This window comes from Pseudomonas sp. Colony2 (assembly GCF_019382755.1).
Classification (GTDB): domain Bacteria; phylum Pseudomonadota; class Gammaproteobacteria; order Pseudomonadales; family Pseudomonadaceae; genus Aquipseudomonas.
Genome location: NZ_CP080030.1, coordinates 3431039 through 3445820, shown reverse-complemented (window position 1 = coordinate 3445820; position 14782 = coordinate 3431039). Strand labels below are relative to the sequence as shown.

The 14782-nt window shown below is 61.3% G+C and carries 19 protein-coding genes; 14 read left to right on the top strand and 5 right to left on the bottom strand.

Annotated features, from left to right (window positions below; all coding sequences use genetic code 11):
* Positions 1 to 2: 2 nt before the first annotated feature.
* Positions 3 to 587 (bottom strand): ABATE domain-containing protein, encoded by a 585-nt coding sequence (locus JV201_RS13720; RefSeq protein WP_177008530.1) that lies wholly within the window; start codon positions 585 to 587, stop codon positions 3 to 5.
* Between the two features lie 176 nt (positions 588 to 763).
* Here JV201_RS13720 and JV201_RS13715 point away from each other — a divergent pair, with 176 nt between their 5' ends.
* The 7 genes from JV201_RS13715 to JV201_RS13685 all read left to right on the top strand — a co-directional run bounded on the left by JV201_RS13715 (position 764) and on the right by JV201_RS13685 (position 7370).
* A complete protein-coding gene (locus JV201_RS13715; RefSeq protein WP_214498839.1) occupies positions 764 to 1642 on the top strand; it encodes an alpha/beta fold hydrolase in 879 nt (292 codons plus the stop codon).
* Between the two features lie 110 nt (positions 1643 to 1752).
* Positions 1753 to 2817: a nitronate monooxygenase family protein gene (locus JV201_RS13710; protein WP_219407078.1), complete on the top strand. Its 1065-nt coding sequence runs from the start codon at positions 1753 to 1755 to the stop codon at positions 2815 to 2817.
* 117 nt (positions 2818 to 2934) lie between these two features.
* A complete protein-coding gene (modA, locus tag JV201_RS13705) occupies positions 2935 to 3702 on the top strand; it encodes a molybdate ABC transporter substrate-binding protein (RefSeq protein ID WP_102604918.1) in 768 nt (255 codons plus the stop codon).
* A complete protein-coding gene (gene modB / locus JV201_RS13700) occupies positions 3703 to 4383 on the top strand; it encodes a molybdate ABC transporter permease subunit (protein WP_177027854.1) in 681 nt (226 codons plus the stop codon).
* Positions 4383 to 5468, top strand: a complete 1086-nt coding sequence (modC, locus tag JV201_RS13695) for a molybdenum ABC transporter ATP-binding protein (protein ID WP_219407077.1) — start codon at positions 4383 to 4385, stop codon at positions 5466 to 5468. The genes modB and modC overlap by 1 nt, the downstream gene beginning before the upstream one ends.
* A gap of 91 nt (positions 5469 to 5559) precedes the next feature.
* Positions 5560 to 6588: a DNA topoisomerase IB gene (locus JV201_RS13690; RefSeq protein WP_102369005.1), complete on the top strand. Its 1029-nt coding sequence runs from the start codon at positions 5560 to 5562 to the stop codon at positions 6586 to 6588.
* A gap of 77 nt (positions 6589 to 6665) precedes the next feature.
* A complete protein-coding gene (locus JV201_RS13685) occupies positions 6666 to 7370 on the top strand; it encodes a YoaK family protein (protein WP_003212598.1) in 705 nt (234 codons plus the stop codon).
* Positions 7371 to 7511: 141 nt separating this feature from the next.
* Here the strand turns inward: JV201_RS13685 and JV201_RS13680 are convergent, their stop codons facing one another.
* On the bottom strand, positions 7512 to 7865 hold the full coding sequence (locus tag JV201_RS13680; RefSeq protein ID WP_087693907.1) for a hypothetical protein: 354 nt from the start codon (positions 7863 to 7865) through the stop codon (positions 7512 to 7514).
* Positions 7866 to 7974: 109 nt separating this feature from the next.
* Here JV201_RS13680 and JV201_RS13675 point away from each other — a divergent pair, with 109 nt between their 5' ends.
* Complete coding sequence (locus JV201_RS13675; RefSeq protein WP_219407076.1) at positions 7975 to 8235, top strand: hypothetical protein; 261 nt, start codon at positions 7975 to 7977, stop codon at positions 8233 to 8235.
* 152 nt (positions 8236 to 8387) lie between these two features.
* On the opposite strand, the gene JV201_RS13670 is transcribed toward JV201_RS13675, so the two are convergent.
* From JV201_RS13670 to JV201_RS13660, 3 genes are all read right to left on the bottom strand, one after another.
* The gene (locus JV201_RS13670; RefSeq protein ID WP_008432487.1) at positions 8388 to 8699 is read right to left on the bottom strand and encodes an AzlD domain-containing protein; all 312 of its coding nucleotides are present in this window, start codon (positions 8697 to 8699) and stop codon (positions 8388 to 8390) included.
* Positions 8696 to 9391 (bottom strand): AzlC family ABC transporter permease, encoded by a 696-nt coding sequence (locus JV201_RS13665; RefSeq protein ID WP_003212602.1) that lies wholly within the window; start codon positions 9389 to 9391, stop codon positions 8696 to 8698. Before JV201_RS13665 ends, JV201_RS13670 begins: the two co-directional genes overlap by 4 nt.
* A 72-nt stretch (positions 9392 to 9463) precedes the next feature.
* On the bottom strand, positions 9464 to 9679 hold the full coding sequence (locus tag JV201_RS13660) for a hypothetical protein (protein WP_003212603.1): 216 nt from the start codon (positions 9677 to 9679) through the stop codon (positions 9464 to 9466).
* 177 nt (positions 9680 to 9856) lie between these two features.
* Here JV201_RS13660 and JV201_RS13655 point away from each other — a divergent pair, with 177 nt between their 5' ends.
* From JV201_RS13655 to JV201_RS13630, 6 genes are all read left to right on the top strand, one after another.
* On the top strand, positions 9857 to 10213 hold the full coding sequence (locus tag JV201_RS13655; RefSeq protein WP_219407075.1) for a metalloregulator ArsR/SmtB family transcription factor: 357 nt from the start codon (positions 9857 to 9859) through the stop codon (positions 10211 to 10213).
* An 18-nt stretch (positions 10214 to 10231) separates the two neighbouring features.
* On the top strand, positions 10232 to 11515 hold the full coding sequence (locus tag JV201_RS13650) for an arsenic transporter (RefSeq protein ID WP_003212605.1): 1284 nt from the start codon (positions 10232 to 10234) through the stop codon (positions 11513 to 11515).
* A gap of 13 nt (positions 11516 to 11528) precedes the next feature.
* Positions 11529 to 11999: an arsenate reductase ArsC gene (locus JV201_RS13645; RefSeq protein ID WP_087693911.1), complete on the top strand. Its 471-nt coding sequence runs from the start codon at positions 11529 to 11531 to the stop codon at positions 11997 to 11999.
* Positions 12000 to 12079: 80 nt separating this feature from the next.
* On the top strand, positions 12080 to 12871 hold the full coding sequence (locus tag JV201_RS13640) for an AraC family transcriptional regulator (RefSeq protein ID WP_177035512.1): 792 nt from the start codon (positions 12080 to 12082) through the stop codon (positions 12869 to 12871).
* A gap of 74 nt (positions 12872 to 12945) precedes the next feature.
* A complete protein-coding gene (locus JV201_RS13635; protein WP_003212608.1) occupies positions 12946 to 13557 on the top strand; it encodes a LysE family transporter in 612 nt (203 codons plus the stop codon).
* A gap of 865 nt (positions 13558 to 14422) precedes the next feature.
* Complete coding sequence (locus JV201_RS13630; protein WP_003219143.1) at positions 14423 to 14716, top strand: hypothetical protein; 294 nt, start codon at positions 14423 to 14425, stop codon at positions 14714 to 14716.
* The last annotated feature ends 66 nt before the right edge of the window (positions 14717 to 14782 follow it).

The window sequence follows — 14782 nt, the reverse complement described above, 5'->3', positions numbered from 1 at the left end:
GTCTACACCAGTTTGCGCTTGCGAAACTCGGCCACCTTATGCCGATTGCCACACAGCGCCATGCTGCACCAGCGGCGCCTGTGGCCCTTGGTGCGGTCGTAGAACCACAGCACGCACTCGGGATGTTCGCAGGTGCGGATCAGGCCGAAATCCCCTTCCACCAGTAACGTCGCGGCGGCTTCGGCAATCGGCGCCAGGAACTGCTCGGCAGTCTGCACCTTGCGCTGGCGCTCCAGCCGCAACTCGCCAGGCGCCGGCCAAGCCAGTTGCGGGTGACTGACCGCCTTGCGCAGGAACGCATTCAGCGCGCCGGGATCGCCCTGCTGGCCGGCCTTGCGCTGCTCCAGTAACACGCGGATCACTTCCCGCAATCCCCGCGCCGCGCCCAGCAATGCCCCCTCCTCAAATACCGGTACTGCGCCCTCCTCGGCCCAGCCAAGCCGCACCAGCCAGCGCTCGACATCGGCATCGCCTTGCCAGAATTCAAAGGGCACACCGTCGACATTCGCCCGGGTATTGAGCATGTCCAGCACGGGATGATCAGCCAGGACGTAGGGTTCCAATGGGGATGGGGTGATGGCGGGCATGGCGAATCCTCTTCAAGTCCGCGCCATCGTAACCGCTGATTTCGCTTTTGAATAGTTACTAAATTCGTCAATCAGTAACCCATTAAATTAATTTGACAGGTTACATTTTCAAGCGCAGCCTGCAAAACCAGTAACCCAACAAATCAATTTAACCAGTTACAAAGAGGACTACGATCATGTCGATTTCAGCCCCGGTTGTTCGCTATCAGCACGTTGATGCCGATGGTGTGCGCATTTTCTACCGTGAAGCCGGCGACCCGTCCGCGCCGGTGTTGTTGCTGCTGCATGGCTTTCCCAGTTCGTCCCATATGTACCGTGACCTGATCCCGCTGCTTGCCACCCGTTACCGGATCATCGCCCCGGACTTGCCAGGCTTCGGCTTCACTGAAGTCCCCGCCGAACGCAATTACCACTACAGCTTCGATAATCTGGCGATCACCGTTGGCCACTTCGTCGACGCCCTGAACCTCAGTCGCTATGCCCTCTATGTGTTCGACTACGGCGCACCGGTGGGCCTGCGCCTCGCCGTGGCCCACCCGGAACGGGTCAGCGCGCTGATATCGCAAAACGGCAATGCTTACCTGGAAGGTTTGGGTGACGCCTGGGATCCGATCCGGGCCTACTGGGCCGAGCCGAGCCAGGCCAATCGCGAGGTGATTCGCAACGCGGTCATCAGCCTGGAAGGCACGCGTTATCAGTACCTGCATGGCGTGTCGCAACCGGAGTTGGTGGCGCCGGAGTCCTACATGCTCGACGTGCTCCTGATGCAGCGTCCCGGCAATGACGAGATCCAGTTGGACCTGTTCCTCGACTACCGCAACAACCTGACGCTGTACCCGGCGTTCCAGGCGTTTTTCAAGGCCACGCAAGTGCCGGCGCTGGTGATCTGGGGCCAGAACGATCCCTTCTTCATCCCGCCGGGCGCCCATGCCTACAAAGGCGACAACGCCAACGCCGTGGTGGAATTACTCGACACCGGCCACTTCGCCCTGGAAACCCACGCCGCGCATATTGCCCAGCGGATTCATGAAGTACTGGGTGACGCCATCAACTGATAACCGCCCATGAAACACTGGATTCGTCCAGTGAATAATACAGACTGGCCTGGTGCTGCCTGGCCCTGCTAAAACGACAGAACAGCATTCCACCGTTGGAGAAGCGTCCCATGAGCACCTGGCCAGACACCCGAATTCTTGACCTGCTGGGCATCGAGTTACCGATCATTCAGGCGCCCATGGCCAATGCAACGAGCACGGCCATGGTGATCGCGGCCAATCAGGCCGGCGCCCTCGGTTCAATGCCGGCGGCGGCGCTCAGCATCGAGCAACTGCGCGAAGCACTCACCACGATTCGCCAGGCCAGTTCGCGGCCGCTGAACGTAAATTTCTTCTGCCATCAGCCACCGACGCCGGATGCTCACCGCGACCTTCAGTGGAAGAACCTGCTGGAAACCTACTACCGCGAGCTGGGCGCCGATTTTGACGCGCCGACGCCCGTCTCCAACCGCGCACCGTTCAACAACGCCGCCTGTGAAGTGGTGGAAGAATTCCGCCCGGAAGTGGTGAGCTTTCACTTCGGCCTGCCGGAAAAAACCCTGCTGGACCGGGTCAAGGCCACCGGGGCGAAAGTGCTGTCGTCGGCTACCACCGTCGAAGAAGCCATCTGGCTGGAACAGCACGGCTGCGATGCAATCATCGCCATGGGCAGCGAAGCCGGTGGCCATCGCGGGATGTTCCTCAGCGACGACCTGAATAGCCAGATCGGCACCATGGCGCTGGTGCCACAGGTCGTCGATGCCGTGCGCGTGCCGGTGATTGCGGCCGGCGGCATCGGGGATGCCAGGGGCATTGTCGCGGCCTTCGCCCTTGGCGCGTCAGCGGTGCAGATTGGCACCGCGTACCTGTTTACCCCCGAGGCCACCGTCTCGAAGTCACACCACCAAGCCTTGCGCACTGCCCAGGCCAGTGAAACCGCGCTGACCAACCTGTTCACCGGGCGCCCGGCGCGGGGCATCATCAACCGCGTAATGCGTGAGTTGGGCGCGATCAACCCCACGGCGCCGGCGTTCCCGCTGTCCGGCGGTGCGTTGATGCCGCTCAAGGCCAAGGACGAAGCCGGCTTCAGCAACTTGTGGTCGGGCCAGGCGCTGCGCCTCGGCAAAGACATCTCCAGCTATGACCTGACGCTGCAACTGGCCGCGCAAACCCTGGAAAAACTCGGCCGAGGCTGAACCTGAACTCCCGGGACAACTTTGCGCTGTACCGGCAGTGGCCAACCGCTATATATTCCCATACATAGCGGTAGTCCCCCTCTGCCTAACAAGCCGCAAACCCCAAGGAGCTTCTTGATGATGATTCGCGCCTCACGCCTGGCCCCCACGGCCCTCGCTACCCTGATCGCCGCGTTTGCCTTCTCCTCGGCGAATGCCGATGAAGTACAGGTGGCCGTGGCTGCCAACTTCACCGCACCGATCCAGGCGATTGCCGCCGACTTTGAAAAAGACACCGGCCATAAACTGGTCGCTGCCTACGGCGCTACCGGCCAGTTCTACACCCAGATCAAGAACGGCGCGCCGTTTGAAGTGTTTCTCAGCGCCGACGACACCACCCCGCAGAAGCTCGAAGCCGAGGGCGACACCGTCAAGGGCTCGCGCTTCACCTACGCGGTCGGCACCCTGGCGCTATGGTCGGCCAAGGAAGGCTACGTCGATGCCAAGGGCGAAGTGCTGAAGAAAAACCAGTTCCAGCACCTGTCCATCGCCAACCCGAAAGCCGCGCCTTATGGCCTGGCCGCCACCCAGGTGCTGGCGAAGGAAGGCCTGACCGAGAAGGTCAAGGACAAGCTCGTTGAGGGCCAGAACATTACCCAGGCCTATCAGTTCGTCTCCACCGGCAACGCCGAACTGGGTTTTGTAGCGCTGTCGCAGATCTACAAGGACGGCAAAGTCACCAGCGGTTCGGCCTGGATCGTGCCGTCGTCGATGCATGACCCGATCAAGCAGGACGCGGTAATCCTCAACAAGGGCAAGGACAGCGCCGCCGCCAAGGCCCTGGTTGAATACCTCAAGGGTCCGAAAGCCGCCGCGGTGATCAAGTCCTACGGTTACGAGCTGTAAATGCCGCTGTCGAGTGCCGATTTTTCCGCGATCTGGTTGACCCTGAAACTGGCATCGCTGACCACGGTCATCCTGCTGGTCATCGGCACTCCGATAGCCCTGTGGCTGTCGCGCACCCGCTCGTGGTGGCGCGGCCCCATTGGCGCGGTGGTGGCCTTGCCGTTGGTGTTGCCACCCACGGTGATCGGCTTCTACCTGCTGCTGACCATGGGCCCCAATGGCTACTTCGGCCAGTTCACCCAATGGCTGGGCCTGGGCACCCTGACCTTCAGCTTCGCCGGGTTGGTGATTGGCTCGGTGATCTATTCGATGCCGTTCGTGGTGCAGCCGTTGCAAAACGCCTTCTCCGCCATCGGCACTCGCCCGCTGGAAGTGGCCGCGACCTTGCGGGCCAATCCCTGGGACACCTTTTTCACGGTGATCCTGCCCCTGGCGCGCCCAGGGTTTATCACCGCGTCGATTCTCGGTTTTGCCCACACCGTCGGCGAGTTCGGCGTGGTACTGATGATCGGCGGCAATATTCCCAACAAGACCCGGGTCGTCTCGGTGCAGATCTACGACCACGTCGAAGCCATGGAATATGCCCAGGCCCACTGGCTGGCCGGGTCCATGGTGGTGTTTTCTTTCCTGGTGTTGCTGGCGCTCTACTCCAGCCGTAAAACCAAGGCGGGCTGGAGCTGATGTCGATGATCGAGGTGCGCCTGCAACTGAAGTATTCCGGGTTTGCCCTGGACGTCGACCTGCACCTGCCCGGTCGCGGGGTGACGGCGCTGTACGGCCATTCCGGCTCCGGCAAGACCACCTGCCTGCGTTGCATCGCCGGGCTGGAGCGGGCTGAAGAGGGTTTCGTGCAGATCAACGACGAGGTCTGGCAAGACAGCCGCAAAGGACTGTTCGTGCCACCCCACAAACGCGCCCTGGGCTACGTGTTTCAAGAAGCCAGCCTGTTCCCGCATTTGTCGGTGCTGGCCAACCTGGAGTTCGGCCTCAAGCGCATCCCGCGCCAGCAACGCCGCGTGGAGATGGCCCACGCCACCGAGTTGCTGGGCATCGGCCACCTGCTGGACCGCCATCCGCAGCACCTTTCCGGCGGTGAGCGCCAGCGCATCGGAATCGCCCGCGCCCTGCTCACCAGCCCGAGCCTGTTGCTGATGGATGAACCGTTGGCCGCGCTGGACAGCAAACGCAAAAGTGAAATCCTGCCATACCTAGAGCGCCTGCATGACGAACTGGAGATTCCGGTGCTGTACGTCAGCCATGCCCAGGACGAAGTGGCGCGCCTGGCTGATCACATCGTGTTGCTCAGTGACGGCAAGGCCCTGGCCAGCGGTCCCATCGGCGAGACCCTGGCCCGGCTTGACCTGCCCATGGCCCTGGGCGACGACGCCGGCGTGGTGATCAACGGAACGGTCTGCGCCTACGACGAGCATTACCAGTTGCTCACCCTGCAATTGCCCGCGAGCCAATTGCAGATGCGCGTGGCCCATGCACCATTGGCGCTGGGCAAACCGTTGCGTTTCAAGATCCAGGCGCGGGACGTCAGCTTGAGCCTGCAGGCCGAGAAACACAGCAGCATCCTCAATCGCCTGCCGGTGACGGTGACCGAGGAAATCCCGGCGGACAACGCAGCCCACGTGCTGGTAAGCCTGGACGCCGCCGGCACGCCGCTGCTGGCGCGCATCACCCGTTATTCGCGGGACCAGTTGCAGCTGCATCCCGGCCAGACGCTGTGGGCGCAAATCAAGGCGGTGGCGGTACTGGCCTGACTGCCCGACAGCTGCTACGGGGGAGCAAACTTGTTGGCACGACCGCAAAACCCTGCGGTCAATCAGAAATACCTGCCAAGGAATTTGCGCCATGCCCGATCCTGCGTTGCTTGCCGACCTGCCCCGCGACCTGCATTACGTCGACGATACCCAGCCCGGGATCTCCCGGAAAAAGCTGCGGGGCAAATTCCAATACTTCAAGGCCGACGGCACACGCATAACCGATGCCGACGAAATCAAACGCATCAACGCACTGGCAGTGCCGCCGGCCTATACCGATGTGTGGATCTGCGCCGACCCGCGCGGCCATCTGCAGGCCACCGGGCGGGATGCCCGGGGGCGCAAGCAGTACCGCTACCACCCGCGCTGGCGCGAGGTGCGCGACACCGACAAATACTCCCGGCTGCAACAGTTCGGCAGCGCGCTGCCCAAGTTGCGCAAACAGTTGGAAGCACAGATCGAGGCGCCCGGGTTCAATCGGGAAAAGGTCCTGGCCACGGTGGTGCTGCTGCTCGACGCCACCCTGATCCGCGTCGGCAATACCCAATATGCCCGCGACAACCGCTCCTACGGCCTGACCACCCTGCGCACCCGCCATGTGGATATCAAGGGCAGTGAGATCCTGTTCCAGTTTCGCGGCAAGAGCGGCATCGAGCACCAGATCAGCGTCAAGGACCGGCGCCTGGCCACGGTGATCAAGCGTTGCCTGGAGTTGCCGGGGCAGAACCTGTTCCAGTACCTGGACGAGAACGGCGAGCGCCATACCGTCAGTTCCACCGATGTGAATGCCTACCTGCACACCCTGACCGGCGCGGATTTTACCGCCAAGGACTACCGCACCTGGGCCGGCAGCGCCCTGGCGCTGGCAGTGCTGCGCGAGCTTGAGTGGCAGCCGGAATCCGACGCCAGGAAACATGTGGTGGAGATGGTCAAGAACGTTGCCAAGCAATTGGGCAACACCCCGGCGGTGTGTCGCAAGTGCTACATCCACCCGGCGGTGCTGGAGCATTTCAGCCTGGGCGAACTGGCGAAACTGCCCAAGCCCCGAGTGCGCAAAGGCTTGAAAGCCGAGGAAGTCGGGCTGGCGATGTTTCTGGAGCAACTGGCCGAACGCCTGTAAGTGCGCCAAGTCATTGCAGCGGAGCACGAAGCGCCCTACGGTAGTGGCCGGATAATCTCACCGAGGAACCCGGCCCCATGCTGCCTTCATCCCTGAAGCCCTACACCAACGCCGCCTTGCTGCATCGCCACAAATGGCGCGGGCGTGTCGGGTTGCTGCTGGTGGCCAGCCTTTCCGTGCTGGCGGGCATGACCGATGCGATTGGTTTCATGGCCAGCGGGGATTTTGTCTCGTTCATGAGCGGCAACACCACGCGCCTCGCCGTGGCGATCAGCGAAGGCGACCTGGGCCTTACCGGGCGCCTGACACTGCTGGTGGCGACGTTTATCGCCGGGAATGCGCTGGGCGTGATGGTCAGCCGCGTCAGCCGGCGCCACGCCCTGCCCCTGTTGCTGTGCATCGCCACCCTGCTGTGCGGGGCTGCGGCCTGGCCGTTCGCCGATCAATTGCCGGCGTTGCTGGCAGCGATCATCGCCATGGGCATGCTGAATGCCGCCGTCGAAGAAGTGAACGGGTTGCCCGTGGGGCTTACCTATGTCACCGGGGCGCTGTCACGCTTTGGTCGCGGACTGGGCCGCTGGATGCTCGGTGAACGCCGCAACGGCTGGCGCGTGCAACTGATCCCGTGGGCCGGGATGTTTGTGGGTGCGGTGATCGGTGCGTTGCTGGAGCACCACATGGGGATTCGTGCGCTGCTGGTCAGCGGGGTGCTGTCGGCGCTGTTGGGGCTGGTGTCGCTGAAGATTCCGCGGCGCTGGCACCTGGGGTACATGCCCCGCTAGAAAACAGTTGCCCTCCCGACGCTTCGGCCTCGACATCCCTGTACCGGTAAAGAGCCGTCACGCCGGGTGAGCGGGAAAATACTAAAACAATGCCTGCGGGACTGTCCGCAGGGCATTTCTGAACTTTTCTAACGGAATGGATTACAGGCAGGTCGCCAGTGCCGCCAGGCGGCGCTTGGCCGGATAGTCATCCTGGGCCGCGTAATAGTTGACGGAGGCGCCGGCGCCGGCACTGCGCACGTCGACAAAATAGTCACCTGCCGTGGTGTAGATGGTGAAGCCACCAGCCTGTGCAGGCTCCATGAAACCACCGGCATCCACCCCGAACACCGCTTCATCCTGCCAGCCGAACTGGATGCACTGGGCAACCACCAGCGGAGCCTTGTCCGAGGCCAGGGTTTTGTAGGGCGCGCCGGTACGCGCCTCTTTCATCTTCGAGCCCGCGCAACCGGCCAGCGATGCCAGGACCAAAGCGCCAATTACCACCATCCGCATACCGAAGCTTCCTTGGAAAAAACGCGACTGTACCATTAGCAGGCGACACCGAAGGATTATTGCGTCACCCTGCCGCCTACTTACGAACCCGCTTTTACCCGGAAACCCCATGACACCCAATGCCGAGCGCTACAACCCCTCCACCGACTACGCCGACAAGCTGATCAGGCGCATCGGCCAGACGCCTTCGTGGATCGCCAAACGCATCGGCGTGACCGACAAGCGCATCCGCTACATCCTTGACGGCGAGCGCACCGTGAAGGGCGAAAGCACCCCGATCCAGATGACCTACACCGAGCAATTTGCCCTGGAATGCCTGGCGGCCGAGGCGAAAGCCAACAAGAAAGCCGCCGCCCCGGTTATCGAATAGCTGACAGATTCATGAACTTTGTTTCACTGTGAAGGAAGATCTCGCCGCCTATAGTCGGCAGGCTCATTTTTAAGAAGTCTCCCTTCCAGCCTGCCCTCCCGCAGGCTTTTTTTTGCCTTGGTTTTGCTCCCCCCGTAGCAGGAGTTTGCTGGTCAGAGCAGCCAGCGGAACAGATAGAACAGCGCCATGCTCAGCAACACGGTGATCAGCACGCTACGGGTCCAGAACATCAACGCCACGGCGCTGATTCCGGCCAGCAGGTAGGGGTTGCCCACACTCAGGTTGAGCTTGTGATCAGCCAGGAAAATGATCGGGCCGCAGATGGCGGTGAGCATCCCCGGTACGGCAAACCCGAGAAACTCCCGCGCCCCGCGATTGAGGCGCACCGGCAGGCGCGGCTCGAGAAACAGGTAGCGGTTAAGAAACACGATCAGGCCCATGCCAAAAATCATCACGAAGATCATTGTTGCCCTACTCCCAGCCGCTTGCAGGCAAACCCTGCGCTCATCCCCAACACACCGGACACCACCACCGCCGATTCCCAGTGCAGGTAGCTCAGCCAAACCGAGCACAGCAACGACACGGCTACGCAGACGATGGTCGGCACGTCGCGCACTACCGGGGTGATCAGGGCGATAAAGGTCGCTGCGATCGAGAATTCCAGGCCCAGTTGATCCAGCCCGGGAATGCTTTTGCCGAGCACGATGCCGGCGAAGGTAAAGACGTTCCAGATGATATAGAACGTCAGGCCGACGCCCAGGGCGTACCAGCGATTGAAGGTCTGGCGGTCGTACTGGCTGACCAGGGCGAAGAATTCGTCGGTCAGCAAAAAGCCCAGGCTCATGCGCCACCGTGGTTTGAGCGGCGACAGCGTGGGACGCATGTGCATGCCGTAGAGCAAATGCTGGGAGGTCAGCAGCAAGGTGGTCAGCAGGATCGAAATCAGGCTGGCGCCGCTCTTGACCATACCGATGGCCACCAATTGTGCGGCACCGGCAAACACGATGGTCGACAGCCCCTGGGCTTCCAGCGGCGTGAATTGGGCATCAATTGCAGTCGAACCGGCCAGCAATCCCCACGGCGCACACGCCAGGGACAATGGAATGATCGCAATCGCGCCACGGGAAAAGGCATTCAGAGGCAGAGCGTTAGGCATACACAACAAGCTCATCGACAGTCAGTCGACAAGCATGCCAGCGGTATCAGGGATTGTCTTGAACGATCGTGCTCAAGCCAGTTTGACCGACACCCGCTCCACCGCGTCCCGGGCTTCGCGCAGTTCGTGGGCGTCCTGGTTGAGCCGGTGGATGGTATTGAGCAGGCGCTGGCGCAGCACTTCATCGCTGAGCTTTTCGACGGCGCGCATCAGGTCAAACGCCGCGGTTTCGTTATTGTCCGCGACGGAATCCAGGGTCTTGCGCAGGTTGCGAGTGGCACGGGTCACACGTTTTCTTCCTTCATCACCAATGGGCAGGCACTTTAGGACATTTGTGTTTCAGTTTAATTTCAACCACTTGTCATCGATTGTCGGGCACTTGACGCAGGTCAATCGAAACAAGGTTTGACCAATACATATGGAAATCCGTATATTCGAATTTCCATATGTATCAAGGCACTGACCATGTCAGATCTTTTCTCCCCGCCCAACGTCTTCAAATGCCTGGCCGACGCCACCCGCGCCAGGCTGACGTTGTTGATCCTGCGTGAAGGCGAACTTTGCGTGTGCGAATTGATCCATGCTCTGGACGACAGCCAGCCGAAAATCTCCCGCCACCTGGCGCAACTGCGCAGTTGCGGGTTGCTGCTGGACCGTCGCCAGGGCCAGTGGATTTATTACCGCCTCAACCCGGCCTTGCCGGAGTGGGTGACGGAAGTGCTCGACACCACCCTGCAAGCCAACCAAGCCTGGTTAAAAACAGACGCCCAGCGTCTGGAAACCATGGGTGACCGACCACAACGGGCCAGCGCCTGCTGCTGATCCTGCGGAGAGCTTTTCATGCTTGTTGCCGTTGCTATCTTTCTGTTCACCATCATTTTGGTCATCTGGCAGCCCAAGGGCCTGGGCGTGGGCTGGAGCGCCACGATGGGTGCGATCCTGGCCCTGGCCTGTGGGGTTATCAGCCTGGCCGACATCCCGGTGGTGTGGCACATCATCTGGAACGCCACCGGGACCTTTGTCGCGCTGATCGTCATCAGCCTGCTGCTGGATGAGGCGGGCTTCTTTGCCTGGGCTGCCTTGCATGTGGCGCGCTGGGGCCGTGGGCGCGGTCGGCGACTGTTCGCGTACATGGTGCTGCTGGGCGCGCTGGTATCGGCTTTGTTCGCCAACGACGGCGCGGCGCTGATCCTCACGCCCATCGTGATGTCGATGCTGTTGGCGTTGCGCTTTTCTCCGGCGGCCACCCTGGCGTTCGTCATGGGCGCCGGGTTTATCGCCGACACCGCGAGCCTGCCGCTGGTAGTCTCCAACCTGGTGAACATCGTCTCGGCCGACTACTTCAAGATCGGCTTCAACGAATACGCCGCAGTGATGGTGCCGGTGAACCTGGTGAGCGTCGCCGCGACCCTCGCCGTATTGCTGTGGTTTTTCCGCCGGGACATTCCGCAAACCTACGACCCGGCCGACCTCGACGACCCTGCCAGCGCGATCCACGACCGCGCCACCTTCCGCGCCGGCTGGTGGGTGCTGGGCATCCTGCTGGTGGGCTGCTTTGCCCTGGAACCGCTGGGCATTCCCATCAGTGCAATTTCTGCCGCCTGCGCCATATTACTGCTGGTGATCGCCGCCAAGGGCCACAAAATCTCCACCCGCAAGGTGCTGAAGGAAGCGCCCTGGCAGATCGTGATTTTCTCCCTGGGCATGTACCTGGTGGTCTACGGCCTGCGTAACGCCGGGCTGACCGACTACCTCGCGACCTGGCTCGACACCTTCGCAAGCTATGGCGTATGGGGCGCGGCCTTGGGCACCGGTGTACTCACCGCGCTGCTGTCTTCGGCGATGAACAACCTGCCAACCGTGCTGATCGGCGCGCTCTCCATCGAGGCCAGCCACGCCGTGGGCGTGGTCAAGGACGCGATGATCTACGCCAACGTGATCGGCAGCGACCTAGGCCCCAAAATCACCCCTATCGGCAGCCTGGCGACCTTGCTCTGGCTGCACATCCTGGCACGCAAAGGCATCACCATCACCTGGGGTTACTACTTCAAGGTCGGGATCGTGCTGACCCTGCCGGTACTGTTGATCACCCTCGCCGCCCTGGCCTTGCGCCTGAGTTTCTGACGGAGTTCGCTTGATGAAAGTCCTGTTCATGTGCACCGCCAACAGCTGCCGCAGCATTCTTTCGGAAGCCTTGTTCAACCATCTGGCGCCGGACGGTTTCCAGGCCATCAGCTCCGGGAGTTTCCCCAAGGGCCAGGTGCTGCCACGCAGCCTGACCACGCTGAAGGCCGCCGGCATCAGCACCGAAGGCTTGTACAGCAAGGGCAACGACGCCTTTGAAGGCAGCCCGCCAGACATCGTCGTCACCGTATGCGACAAGGCTGCCGGAGAAGCTTGCCCAGTGTATTTCGGCCCGGCCATGAAGGCACATTGGGGGTTGGAGGACCCGTCGGATGTTCAAGGCGATGAAGCCCAGGTCGACGCCGCGTTCCGCGCCACCCTGGAAATCATTGAACGGCGCTGCCGGGCTTTTTTCGAGATTCCGTTCGCCAGCCTCAGTCCCATCGAAATCAAGGCCGAGCTTGATCGCATCGCCACGCCGTAACCGAAGAGCCGGGCGAGTAGTCGATCTGAAGGTCTTTTCCGGCGTATGCTCGCGGGCAACGGTCACAGCGAGCCCCCTCAATGAGTTCCATGCAGCACGCCTGGCTGGGCAACTACGAAGTCAGCAGCACCACCTGCACCGGCCTGACATTTGCCCGCCACAGCCATGATGAATGCGTGATCGGCGTCAACCTGCTCGGCGAGGAACAGGTGTGGCTGGATCGTCGCACCTTCGAGGCCGGCCCAGGCAGCATCACCCTGTACAACCCGGGGCAGATTCAAGGCGGCGGCGCGGCCGAAGGGCAGCCGTGGCGGTTTGTCAGCTTGTATGCGACTGCCGAGCAATTGGCGGCTGATCTGGGCCTGGCGCACCTGGAGTTCGACCGTTCGCTGTGCTTCCAGCCGGCGTTGGCGATGAAACTCGCCGGGGCGATTGAAGGTGCGTTGAGTGTCGATCCGCTGGCCCGGGAGCTGAGTGAGGAAGCCCTGGTGGTGCTGCTCGGCGAAGTCGTCGGTTGCAGCGGCGTCCGCTTGCCTGGCAGCACTGCGGTGGGACGCGGGTTGGTGATCAAGGCCCAGGAATTGCTGGCTGAAAACCTGCACCAGGCGGTGGCACTCGAGACCCTTGGTGACGAGTTGGGCCTGTCGAAATTCCATCTGCTGCGGGCTTTTCAGAAAGAAACCGGGCTGAGTCCACGCCAGTGGGCGATGCAACTGCGTACCCGGCGCGCCAAGGGGCTGTTGCGCTCAGGCGTTGCGGCGTCGCAGGTTGCCCATGCCTTGGGGTTTGCTGACCAGAGCCATCTGAATCGGCATTTCCGGGCGGCCTACGGGATCACACCGGGGCGCTATCAACGCGTGCTCAAGGGCTGAAAAGCGCAATCTGGTTCAAGACGACTTACACACCCTTCCCTAAAATGCCGGCCATCACTTGAAGGAAGGCAGGCATGTTGACGATCTTTTTTTCGGCGCTGGTGTTTGGGTTTGTGTTTTGCCTGTCGCCGGGGGCGGTGCTGGCGGAGACGCTGCGCCGTGGGCTGCTGCATGGGTTTACCCCTGCGCTGTTGGTGCAGATCGGTTCGCTGGTGGGCGATGCCGTGTGGGCGGTGATCGGGCTTACGGGCATGGCGTTGTTGATCCAGCATGAGTCGGTGCGGGTGCCGCTGACGGCCGTTTGTGGGCTGTATCTGGCCTGGCTCGGGATTCGCAGCCTGATGGATGCCTGGCGCTTGCCAGAGGCCGGGAGTGCGCCGGCCAGGTCCGGGCAGAATGCGCTGGTGGTGGGGGCGGCGATTTCCCTGGCCAATCCGAAGAACATTGTCTATTGGGGGGCGCTGGGGAGTGCGTTATCGGGGATAGTCGGGGCGGCGCCTAGCCATGGGCAGACGTTGATGTTTTTTGCGGGGTTTATGCTGGCTTCGGTGTTGTCGTGTTTTTTGATTGCGGGGTTGGTCAATTTGCTGCGGCGGAATGCTTCGCCCATGTGGCAGAGGGTTAGCTATGGGGCTTGTGGGGTGGTGCTGCTGTATTTGGCGATTTTGGCGTTGCGGGGGATTTGAGGGGGCATATCCGTTATTTGGGTAACGGCGGCCTATGGTTCCGCTCTTACAGCGGCTCACTTTGGAAAAGCCGGAATGCCGGCCCAGCCCAAAGTAGGCAAAGGGCTCCGCAATACCTGCGTTCGGCCTCGGGCTTATTGGGGCAGTCAGATCAAGATCAAAAGCAAGAGCACGGCGGCCTGAAAGCCGACCTGAGTGTTAAAAGCAAAAGCAAAGACCAGAGCGAAAACAGATCTGCTTTCTGTAGGAGCGGGCTTGCTCGCGAAAAACCTGAGAGCGCCGCGTTCATCCAGAATACCCACGTCATCGTTAACGACCTTCGCGAGCAAGCCCGCTCCCACATTTGGACCGTGCCCGCTTTAGCTTTTGATTTGGCTTTTGCTCTACAACACTCAAGCCGGCCGGTAGGCCGCTGTGCTCTTGCTGTTGATCTTGGGCGCCCCGTTAAACCACGCTGGCCGAACGCAGGCTTCGGAACCCCGCATAAGTTATCCGGCTATTGTTACTTCACCTGCCCGCCACACACCGGCCACTTATCAATAAGCACATTTGATATTGCAACTTCCCCAACCTTCTATCTGAACAAACTCTGAACCAGTAACAATTTAAGTCATTAAACGTTGACATCCGGCAACTGCCTGAGTAAATTCCCCGTGCCTGCAACTCAGGGCCATTTTTCAACCTCACAAAAGAAGCCAATGGACACAGTATCTAGTCGTTGTCCGATCACCGTGAATGCGGCGAATCGGGCGCCAAACCCAGAAAAAATGACGGGACTCGCCTTTCCGGCCGAGTAAGCTGCGCTAGAGCCTGACGCTCCAACGTAACTGCCTCACCGGATGCCAGTCCGGTCCCGAGGTGTGTTATGACCTTTCAACTGATTGTTTTACCTGATCTGCGTACGCTGGCTAACGCCCTGCGTGCCAAATTGTGCCGCGAGCCCGTAGGCTTTTCCCCTACCCGCAGCACCTTTGTGACCTCATCCCCCCGCGTGTGCCCGACTCCCCGGGCACACTGGCGTATCTGCCCCACCACCGGCCACCTGGTCCAGCAATGGGATCACGCCGACCCTCAAGACCCACAGAGACGGGACGTTTCCAGCCTGGTCGCGCAAGCGAGCCTGATGCTGAGCCTCTACGTGGACGCTCGCGCGGCATAAGCCAGCTGGAAACAGCAACTTCCTGATTATCCGTTAGTTGATTAGCTGGAGTTCTCTATGGACGAA

Bases quoted from the DNA above. Each gene is read 5' to 3' on its own strand.
- modC (WP_219407077.1), top strand. From the start codon at position 4,383: ATGTCGATGATCGAGGTGCGCCTGCAACTGAAGTATTCCGGGTTTGCC.
- JV201_RS13640 (WP_177035512.1), top strand. From the start codon at position 12,080: ATGAGTTCCATGCAGCACGCCTGGCTGGGCAACTACGAAGTCAGCAGC.
- modB (WP_177027854.1), top strand. From the start codon at position 3,703: ATGCCGCTGTCGAGTGCCGATTTTTCCGCGATCTGGTTGACCCTGAAA.
- JV201_RS13720 (WP_177008530.1), bottom strand. From the start codon at position 587: ATGCCCGCCATCACCCCATCCCCATTGGAACCCTACGTCCTGGCTGAT.
- JV201_RS13665 (WP_003212602.1), bottom strand. From the start codon at position 9,391: ATGCCTAACGCTCTGCCTCTGAATGCCTTTTCCCGTGGCGCGATTGCG.
- JV201_RS13650 (WP_003212605.1), top strand. From the start codon at position 10,232: ATGCTTGTTGCCGTTGCTATCTTTCTGTTCACCATCATTTTGGTCATC.
- JV201_RS13715 (WP_214498839.1), top strand. From the start codon at position 764: ATGTCGATTTCAGCCCCGGTTGTTCGCTATCAGCACGTTGATGCCGAT.
- JV201_RS13655 (WP_219407075.1), top strand. From the start codon at position 9,857: ATGTCAGATCTTTTCTCCCCGCCCAACGTCTTCAAATGCCTGGCCGAC.
- JV201_RS13690 (WP_102369005.1), top strand. From the start codon at position 5,560: ATGCCCGATCCTGCGTTGCTTGCCGACCTGCCCCGCGACCTGCATTAC.
- JV201_RS13685 (WP_003212598.1), top strand. From the start codon at position 6,666: ATGCTGCCTTCATCCCTGAAGCCCTACACCAACGCCGCCTTGCTGCAT.
- JV201_RS13680 (WP_087693907.1), bottom strand. From the start codon at position 7,865: ATGCGGATGGTGGTAATTGGCGCTTTGGTCCTGGCATCGCTGGCCGGT.
- JV201_RS13675 (WP_219407076.1), top strand. From the start codon at position 7,975: ATGACACCCAATGCCGAGCGCTACAACCCCTCCACCGACTACGCCGAC.
- modA (WP_102604918.1), top strand. From the start codon at position 2,935: ATGATGATTCGCGCCTCACGCCTGGCCCCCACGGCCCTCGCTACCCTG.
- JV201_RS13710 (WP_219407078.1), top strand. From the start codon at position 1,753: ATGAGCACCTGGCCAGACACCCGAATTCTTGACCTGCTGGGCATCGAG.
- JV201_RS13635 (WP_003212608.1), top strand. From the start codon at position 12,946: ATGTTGACGATCTTTTTTTCGGCGCTGGTGTTTGGGTTTGTGTTTTGC.
- JV201_RS13645 (WP_087693911.1), top strand. From the start codon at position 11,529: ATGAAAGTCCTGTTCATGTGCACCGCCAACAGCTGCCGCAGCATTCTT.
- JV201_RS13670 (WP_008432487.1), bottom strand. From the start codon at position 8,699: ATGATCTTCGTGATGATTTTTGGCATGGGCCTGATCGTGTTTCTTAAC.
- JV201_RS13630 (WP_003219143.1), top strand. From the start codon at position 14,423: ATGACCTTTCAACTGATTGTTTTACCTGATCTGCGTACGCTGGCTAAC.